This window comes from Psychromonas sp. Urea-02u-13 (assembly GCF_002835995.1).
In the GTDB taxonomy this organism is placed as follows: domain Bacteria; phylum Pseudomonadota; class Gammaproteobacteria; order Enterobacterales; family Psychromonadaceae; genus Psychromonas.
The window spans coordinates 1-564 of record NZ_PJBZ01000249.1 but is presented as its reverse complement, the minus strand read 5'-3'; the positions used below and the strand labels follow the sequence as shown (position 1 = coordinate 564).

At 32.4% G+C, this 564-nt stretch carries 1 protein-coding gene; it reads left to right on the top strand.

The window, feature by feature from the left end:
* A partial coding sequence (locus CXF74_RS21640) for a hypothetical protein (protein ID WP_232772624.1) occupies positions 1–472 on the top strand: 472 nt, incomplete at its 5' end.
* Positions 473–564: the final 92 nt, after the last annotated feature.

Genomic DNA, 564 nt, shown 5'->3' with positions numbered 1-564 from the left:
GCACATGGAGGTTGATTTGAAATCCACGAAAATTTATGTGTTTTCGATATTTATCTTATTATCTTTAGTGATTTTATTATCTATATTTTCTTTTAAATTGTTTTTTGAAAATGTACAAAGAGTGCATGTACCAGATTATAATCTTCGCTTAAGTAATTTATTTGAAAAAAACATAGGTAAAGAAATATTAACTGAAGAGTTAGGTGGTAAAAGCTGGGATAAAGTTTGCTTTTTAGGTCCTTATTTAAGCTCTTCATCAAGCGTTTTAAGATTTGAATGGGATATTGCTCAATATACTGATGTACTAAGATCAGACGGACATAATGTAATTGTGTTCGTAAAAGAAGAGTCAGTTGAAGATTTCATTGTTCATAAGCGTACCAAAGGTGACTTTAGTAAGCTTAGTGGCTTGTGCTTTTCAAATACACAACGATTAATAATATCGGAAGTGAAGCAGGTGAGTGCCATTTAACAAGGTATTTAAACGGAACTAAAACAGTTGGTTAGGTTCCGCTTCGCTCCACATTATAACCAACAATTTTAGTCCGCTTAATGCGGCGTTAG